The sequence below is a fragment of the Achromobacter maghribensis genome (assembly GCF_057334215.1).
This window is the reverse complement of the sequence record NZ_JBHFII010000026.1, coordinates 187,086-195,084: the sequence shown is the minus strand read 5'-3', so window position 1 is coordinate 195,084 and position 7,999 is coordinate 187,086. Positions and strand designations below refer to the sequence as shown.

The following is a 7,999-nucleotide window of genomic DNA, read 5'->3' as shown; positions in this document are numbered from 1 at the left end:
CCGCCCACCGCGACAAAAGGGCAGTCAGGAAGGCTTTCCTTCCTGACTGCCCTTTACGCCTTTTGCCCGGCACCCGATTGCAGCATTTCGAGATAGGCCTGCCGGCCCGCCTGTCGGCGGCCACAGCGTTCTATATTACTTATAGTTATAGAAAATGGAAAAAACGGTCGTTCTCTTTAGAAGAGAAAAGATACAAAATCGCTTGCCATGATTCACATCGAGAACCTATCCAAGACCTATGCCACGCCGCATGGAGAATTCCAGGCGCTGCGAGGCATCAACCTGCATATCGCGCAGGGCGAGGTCTTCGGCATCATAGGCCCCAGCGGGGCCGGTAAAAGCACGCTGGTCCAGTGCATCAATCTGCTGGAACGGCCCAACGAAGGCACGATCACCATCGGGGGGCAACCGCTCACCGGGCTGAACGAAGCACAGCTGCGCGGCCAGCGCCGCCGCATCGGCATGGTGTTCCAGGGTTTCAACCTGCTGTCGCGCCGTACCGTCTACGGCAACGTGGCCTTGCCGCTGGAGATCGCCGGCGTGGCCAAGGGCGAGATCCCGGCCCGCGTCGAACGTCTGCTGGCGCTGGTGGGCCTTGAGCATCTGCGCGACCGCTATCCCAGCCAGATCAGCGGCGGCCAGAAGCAGCGCGTGGGCATTGCGCGCGCGCTGGCCAACAATCCCGACGTGCTGCTCAGCGATGAAGCCACGTCCGCGCTGGACCCGGAAACCACGCACAACATCCTGGCGCTGTTGCGCGACATCAATCGCAAGACCGGCGTCACCGTCGTGATGATCACGCACCAGATGGAAGTCGTGCGCGAAGTCTGCGACCGCGTCGCCGTGCTGTCGCAAGGCGAAGTGGTCGAAGTGGGCAGCACGCGTGAAGTGTTCGCGCAGCCGCGCCACGAGGTCACGCGCGGCATGGTGTCGGCCGCTACCGCGTCCGACCTGACCGACGCCACGCTGGCCGCCGTCAAGGAACGCATCGCCACGCTGGCCGCCGCCAATCCGGGTCAGGCCGTGCGTCTGCTGCGCCTGTCCCTGACCGGCACGGATTCGTCGGGATCGTTCCTGTCGGATCTGTCCAAGCAATATTCGCTGGACGTCGGCCTGGTCCAGGCCCGCGTCGAAGACATCCAGGGCGTGGCCGTGGGCACGATGTTCGTGCTGGCCCAAGGCGCGCCCACCGCGGTCAAGGACGCCATCGCCGCGTTGGCCGCCCGTGACATCACCGTTGAAGAAATAGCTCATGAGTCCGCAACTGATCGATCTGCTTATTACGTCGCTGCTTGACACCCTGTTGATGGTGGGCGTTGCCAGCGCCATCGCGGTGGTGATCGGCATCCCGCTGGGGGTGACGCTGACGGTGACCGCGCGCGGCAACATGCTGGAGAACCAGCCCGTCAATCACGTGCTGGGCGCCGTCATCAACGCTACCCGCTCGGTGCCGTTCGTGATCCTGATGGTCGCCATCATCCCGTTCACGCGTCTGGTCGCGCAGACCTCCATCGGCACCGCGGCCGCCATTGTGCCGCTGTCGGTGGCCGCGATTCCGTTCATGGCCCGCATCGCGGAAAACGCCATGCGTGAAGTCGACCCGGGGCTGATCACCGCGGCGCGCGCCATGGGCGCATCGCCGATGCAGATCATCCGGAAGGTGCTGCTGCCCGAGGCCTTGCCGGGCCTGATTGCCGCGACCATCGTCACGGTGGTCAGCCTGATCGGTTATTCGGCGATGGCCGGCGCCATCGGCGGCGGCGGCCTGGGCGACCTGGCCATCCGCTACGGGTATCAACGTTTCCAATCGGACGTCATGGCCGCGGTCGTGATCGTGCTGATCGTCCTGGTCCAGGCCATCCAAAGCCTTGGCGACCGTTTCGTGCGCCGCTTGTCGCATCGCTGAACGCAACGGCGCCGAACCATTCTTTTCTCTACATCCGTTATTCGGGATATCGCAACATGAGCATCAAGGTTTTGAAGTCGCTGGCCGCGTTCGCCCTGGGCGCCGCCGTTTTTGCCCAGCCCGCGCTGGCTCAGGACAAGCCGCTGAAGGTGGGCGTCACTGCCGGCCCGCACGCGCAGATCTTTGATGTGGTGAAGGCCGAAGCCGCCAAGCAGGGCCTGAACATCCAGATCATCGAATTCACCGACTACGTGCAGCCCAACGTGGCGCTGGCCTCGGGCGACCTGGACGTCAACAGCTACCAGCACCAGCCCTACCTGGACAACGCCAACGCCGACCGTGGCTACAAGCTGGTCAGCATCGCCAAGACCGTGATTTTCCCGATCGGCATCTACAGCAAGAAGATCAAGTCCCTGGCCGAACTGAAGGACGGCGCCCGCATCGCGCTGCCGAATGATCCGACCAACGGCGGCCGTGCTTTGCTGCTGCTGCAAGCCAACGGCCTGATCAAGCTGCGTCCCGAAGCCGGCCTGAAGGCGACCCCGATCGACGTGGTCGAGAACAAGAAGAAGCTGCGCTTCATCGAACTCGACGCTGCCCAATTGCCGCGTTCGCTGGACGACACGGATGCATCGGCCATCAACACCAACTTTGCGCTGGAAGCCGGCCTGAACCCGACCAAGGACGCGATCGCCCAGGAATCGCCGGATTCGCCGTACGCCAACGTGCTGGTCGTGCGTGAAAAGGACAAGGATCGCGCCGACTTCGCCAAGCTGGTCAGCATCTATCACAGCCCGGCCGTGAAGCAGTTCATCGAGACCAAGTACAAGGGCGCCGTGGTGGCTGCCTGGTAATTCCAGGCCCATTCGTACCCGGGAACGGCCGCCGCGTGCGGCCGTTTTTCATGGGCGGCCGGTAGCGATGCAGGAAAGGCGCCAGCCGGGAAGTTAAGGCAGCTTGCGCCAAACTTTTTGACAAGCTTAAGAAAATCCGCCATAATTTCTGGCTTCGGTCGGGCTGATAGCTCAGTCGGTAGAGCAGCGGACTTTTAATCCGTTGGTCGCGAGTTCGAGTCTCGCTCAGCCCACCAACCAAACACCTGCAGTATGAAAAACGCCGCTATTGCTAGCGGCGTTTTTCTTTGGCGGCGTATCCTTGTCAGCGCTTCTTTGTCTTCTGACGGACTAGGAGGGGCAGACTCAGGCCGGCAGGGCGCCGCTTGTATGGTGCAAGACCGTCTCTAGCGGGACAAGGCCTTTCATTGCGCCGCTGCCAATCGCCGGCTTGCCATCTTCAATGGCCGCTGCGAAGCGAAATGCAGGGTCGGCCTCGATGCGCTGGCGCAACGCCAGGATGCGCGGATAGTTCCGCGGTTCGATCGCCTGATGGAAATCCACCCAGCGCGCCACGCCGGCGAACACCGCGTCCGCAAGCGTCGGCTGGTTGCCCAGCAGATAATCGCTGTCGCCTATCATCGCCTCAAGCTGTTCATGTCGTAGCGCCACGAAGCTGCGTCCGAACTTGCGCAGCGTTTCCTTTTCGCCTTCGGTGGCGTCCGGCGCCTCCAGCGCGACCCACATGGGATAAAACGCGCCGGTGAAGCCGGTATTGAGGAAAGCCAGGTACTGATGCAGCCGGTGGGCCTGCCGCGTGCCGGGTTCGAAGCTGATGCGGCGCTGGGTGTCTCGCGCCTCGAGCCATAGGGCGATCGCCATCGTCTCGGTGAGAACATCGCCTTCTTCGGTGATCAGTACGGGTGTTTCCACTCGGCCATTCAGACGCTTGTAGGCGTCGGTGCGCATCTCCCCCAGCATGTCCACCCGGGTAATGCGATAGGGCTGGCCGAGCCATTCGAAAGCGGTAACGAGCCCGGCCGAGCTGCCGAGAGGGAAGCCGGCGGTGAAGATCGGTTCAGAGGTGGGGTTCATGTCATTTCTCCGTTGTTGATACGGTGAAATATACATACGTGGACATCGTGGCAAAAGATGGATAAATTGCGCCTCAATGTCCACATGCATAGACGAACATGCTGAACCTCAATGACCTGCATTTTTTTGCTCAGGCGGTCGATAGCGGCGGCTTCGCGGCGGCTGCCCGGCGCCTGGATTGCCCGAAATCGACGGTCAGCAAGCGGGTGGCGACGCTGGAAGCCACGCTGGGCGTCCAGTTGCTTCACCGCACGTCGCGCAGCTTTACGCTGACCGACGTGGGACGCGACGTGTACGACCACGCCCGCGCGGTGATGATCGAGGCCGAGGCCGCCCAAGCCGTCGTGCATCGACGCCTGGCGGAGCCAAGCGGCACCGTGCGGATCACGGCGTCTGTGCCCATCGCGCAGTTCCAGCTTGCGGACCGCCTGCCCATCCTTGCGCGGCAATATCCAAAACTGCGTATCCAGTTGCACGTCACGGACCGCTTTATCGATCTGGTGCAGGAGGGCTTTGATCTTGCGATCCGAAGTCATTTCGCGGCGCTGCCGGATTCGGATCTGGTGCAACGACGCATGAGCGAGGAGCCGATTACGCTGGTGGCTGCGCCGTCTTACGTCGCCCGGCGCGGCGAACCCCCGGTGCCGGAGGCCTTGAGCGAGCACGACGGACTGATGACCAACCTGACGATGAAGCGCTGGCGCTTGGGCGATGCCAGCGGCCGCATCGTGGAGGTCGCGCCGCAGCCGCTGCTGTATGCCGATGAATCGGTGTCGTTGATGAAGGCTGCGGAGGCGGGGCTTGGCATTGTCTGCCTGCCCGAAATGATCTCGGCGCAAGCGGTCAATGAGGGGCGGTTGGTACGGGTGTTACCGGCCTGGATCGCAGGCAGCGTGATGACAACGATCTTGACGCCACACAAGCGGGGCCAGCTTCCCGCCGTGCGCGCCGTGATCGATTTCCTGATGCGGACGGAGTCCGCCAGCAGCGTCGTTATGCCATAGCGCAAAAAAAGCCCCCCGCAGTCACACTGCAGGGGGCTTGTTCCTTTGCCCTGGTACGCCCCGCCTGGAATGGCGGGACCGAGGCGGGCATGGCTTAGAAGTGCATGGCTTAAAAGCGCACGCCCTAGAACCGCACGGCCAACTTGAGCAGACCGGCTTGCTGGCGGTTGCCGCCACCGAACTGCGCGTCGTAGGCGATGCCTGCCGTCGTGTTGCGCGTGATGGCCACTTCGGCGCCCAAGCCCAGCACCGCGGCGTCGCGCGCGATCGGGACACCCGTCACCGAGAACGTGCTGCCGCCGCTGAACGCCAGTTCCTGTCGGGGCTTCACATCGCCCATCGCATGGCGCCAGCCTAACGTAGCGGTCAAGCGTCCCGGCGCCTCGTCGGAGCCGAATTGCCATGCGCCGCGCAATCCCAGCGTGGTGCTGGTGACATCGTCGGAATTCCCCGAGCCGTGCAAGGCCGCCGAGCCGCCCGATTCCTGGAAGTCGCGCGTGCGCACCTGGTTCCAAGCCAGGCCGGCGTAGGGTTCGATGGTGTAGGCATCGCCCACCGGCAGGTTGTAGCCCAGTTCGGTGAACACTTGCGTCGAAGAGGCGTGATAGGAGGACTCCAGCCGCTGATTCAGGCTTCCAGCGGCCACATCACGTTTCGTGTCGATGTCGTGCCAGGTGTAGGCCGCGCCAGCCATGAAGCGGAGATGGCCGGGGCCGGCGGGGAAGTTCCGTCCGCCGAACAACGTCGCGGTATAGCTGTCGACATTGGTGCGCGAGGACGCATCGGCAATGGAATTGTGGCTGCCGATGTAGCCCAGCGCGCCGCCCAATCTCCAGCCGCCGCCGACGGCGCCGTCACCGCCAACGAAAAGCCCGCCGGCGGATTGGCTGACGCTTGATGCGTTGCCGTCGCCGCCGAACGTGCTCCAGTTGCCGAACGCTTGCGCCCAGACCGGCGAGGCGCCGCTTTGCGGCAGCGCGTTGGATGACGCGGCACCCAGTTGCGCCGTCGGGCGTCCGGCCAAGAGCGGCGCGTCGAGGTTGCCGCGCAGGTGGGACAGCGGCATCGTGCGCACGGTATCGCCCTGGCTTTGCAGCACGCTCGCGGTGCTTGCGTACGCTTCGCCAGAGAGCATCTTCAAGGCCGAGCGCGCTTCACCCGGCGTCATGGAAAGGACGGCCATCGCTACCTGGCCTGCGCCCGTATTCCTGGCCGCCGCGTTGCCGCTTTCGACCACCGGCGATTCAGTTCCGGCGGTCGGCGTACCGTTGGCGTTCGGGGACGTTGCAGCGCCTGCCGACGTTGCGTCGCCCGTCGCGGATGATCCGCTGCCGGTCGACGAGGAGCCATTGCCTGCCGTGGACGATCCGCTGCCCGTCGACGCGGAGCCATTGCCCGCCGTGGACGATCCGCTACCCGTCGAAGATGACCCGTTACCGGTCGCCGGCGATCCATTGCCCGTCGACGGCGATCCGTTGCCAGCTGCGGGAGGCTGCTCCTGATCCAGCGCGCCGCCCACGCTGCTTTCATTGTCGGTGCCGCCGACACTGCCAATCGGCACGTCGTTGCGCGTCAGCGTCATGAATGCATTTTTGGCGTCGTAGCTGAGCGTGGGGGTCAAGAACGCGTACGCGCTTGACGCGCCGGTGAACCTGCCCTGTATGCCGCCGTCGGCGGTCAGGATGTTGTAGGTGGTGCGCGGCGCATAGTTGCCGTCGGGTCCCACGTGCGCCACGCTACCATCCAGGTAGGCGACGCCCGTGACGTGGATGCGGTCGCTTGCGTTGCTGGCCGGATTGGCGTGCACGCGATAGATGGTGTTTTCACCGAAGGTGAGGTTGCCGTTGATGGTGAGCGTGCCGATGGGCGAACCGTCATTGCCCGGAGACACGACGGCGGTCGGATACAAGGTCGTGCTGCCCAACTGGCCGACGCCCGCCAGCACGACTTCGCGGCCGATATCGACCGGGCCGTTCAGCTTGCCGTCGATCTCCAAGGCGCCGTCGGCGATCAGGATGGGGCCGGTCAGACCGCTGCTGTCGGCGGTAAGGATCACGGAACCGGGGCCGGTCTTGACGAAGCCCTGCGTGCCCTGCAACGGGTTGTCGATGGTGTCCACGAACTGGCCGGAGGCATACGTACCGTCGCCCACGACAATCGCCGGCGGGTTGCCGCCGCTGCCGACCAGGGTGATGGGAGCGCCTTGCAGGCGATACCGGTCGGTGGCGAACTGGATGCCCGACACGCGCACCGGGCCGGCGCTGCCGTCCACGGTCACCGTGCCGGTCGCGCCGGTGAAGATGGCATAGCCACCATCGGGCAGGGCCCCCGTGGCATTGCTGGGGCTGTTCCAGTTGGTGCTGGTGGCGCTCCAGGTGCCATTGCCGCCGCCTGAACGGGTTGCGGACGCCGCGCCGTTGCCGTTCCAGAGGTTGGTGGTGCTTGGGCCAAGGATCAGGTTGATCTGCTTGTCGCCGGTCAGGGACTGGATGGTCGCAGCGGGCACGGAGTCCCCGGTGACCGAACCCAACGACAGACCGTTGCCGCTTAACGTGCCACCGTAGGACAGGATGCGATAGTAGCCAGCGTTGGTGCCCACGGTATTGACCGAGACGTTCAGCGTCGTGTTATTCAGTGCAACGTTGCCACCGACGGTGATGTTGTCGCCGGTGCCCGGCTGGGTGATAGGCAAGCCCGCATAGCCGGTCTCGAAGGTGAACTCGGCATTGTTCATCGACAAGTTGCCGTCGACGAAAAGGTTGCCGTTGGACACGCCGGTCGGCGTTCCGACGGAATAACCCGGCGCGACGCGCGCGTTGCCCGTTACGTTGAGATCCCCGTTGATCGATCCGAAGCCCGCGACAGTGCCGCCCGAGGTCGCATTGACGTTTCCGCCGATTGCAACGCCGGCTCCACCGCCATTGCCGCCGATCACCAGCGTGCCGCCGTTGACGTCGACCCCACCTGGAAAATTAGCCGAACCGTCGAGCACCTGGGTGTCGCCGGGCGAAACCGTCAGGTCGGCTGCCGTGACACCGCCGCAGTAGGTCGTAGTGAGGGCAAGTGTCGCCGTCAGCCACTTATTCGTGCCGTATCTCAAAACTGGTTCCTTTATATTTCGATTAATGGTCCGATGTCGAAACATTGCTGATTTGCTGCAA

6 protein-coding genes and 1 tRNA gene are annotated in these 7,999 nt (G+C 64.0%); 5 read left to right on the top strand and 2 right to left on the bottom strand.

Annotated elements, in window-relative coordinates; translation table 11 throughout:
- Window positions 1–207: 207 nt before the first annotated feature.
- The 4 genes from ACE039_RS11725 to ACE039_RS11710 all read left to right on the top strand — a co-directional run bounded on the left by ACE039_RS11725 (window position 208) and on the right by ACE039_RS11710 (window position 2,996).
- Window positions 208–1,296 (top strand): methionine ABC transporter ATP-binding protein, encoded by a 1,089-nt coding sequence (locus tag ACE039_RS11725; RefSeq protein ID WP_485822441.1) that lies wholly within the window; start codon window positions 208–210, stop codon window positions 1,294–1,296.
- Complete coding sequence (locus tag ACE039_RS11720; RefSeq protein WP_416023240.1) at window positions 1,253–1,906, top strand: methionine ABC transporter permease; 654 nt, start codon at window positions 1,253–1,255, stop codon at window positions 1,904–1,906. The genes ACE039_RS11725 and ACE039_RS11720 overlap by 44 nt, the downstream gene beginning before the upstream one ends.
- 56 nt (window positions 1,907–1,962) lie before the next feature.
- Window positions 1,963–2,760 (top strand): MetQ/NlpA family ABC transporter substrate-binding protein, encoded by a 798-nt coding sequence (locus tag ACE039_RS11715; RefSeq protein WP_105555496.1) that lies wholly within the window; start codon window positions 1,963–1,965, stop codon window positions 2,758–2,760.
- Between the two features lie 160 nt (window positions 2,761–2,920).
- Window positions 2,921–2,996, top strand: a tRNA-Lys gene (locus ACE039_RS11710).
- Window positions 2,997–3,105: 109 nt separating this feature from the next.
- On the opposite strand, the gene ACE039_RS11705 is transcribed toward ACE039_RS11710, so the two are convergent.
- Entirely contained in the window at window positions 3,106–3,834 is a 729-nt protein-coding gene (locus tag ACE039_RS11705) for a glutathione S-transferase family protein (RefSeq protein WP_448708809.1), read from the bottom strand.
- Window positions 3,835–3,932: 98 nt separating this feature from the next.
- Here ACE039_RS11705 and ACE039_RS11700 point away from each other — a divergent pair, with 98 nt between their 5' ends.
- Window positions 3,933–4,838 (top strand): LysR substrate-binding domain-containing protein, encoded by a 906-nt coding sequence (locus ACE039_RS11700; RefSeq protein ID WP_485822440.1) that lies wholly within the window; start codon window positions 3,933–3,935, stop codon window positions 4,836–4,838.
- A 124-nt stretch (window positions 4,839–4,962) separates the two neighbouring features.
- Here ACE039_RS11700 and ACE039_RS11695 read toward each other — a convergent pair whose 3' ends face one another.
- Window positions 4,963–7,938, bottom strand: a complete 2,976-nt coding sequence (locus ACE039_RS11695; protein WP_485822439.1) for an autotransporter family protein — start codon at window positions 7,936–7,938, stop codon at window positions 4,963–4,965.
- Between the last annotated feature and the right edge of the window lie 61 nt (window positions 7,939–7,999).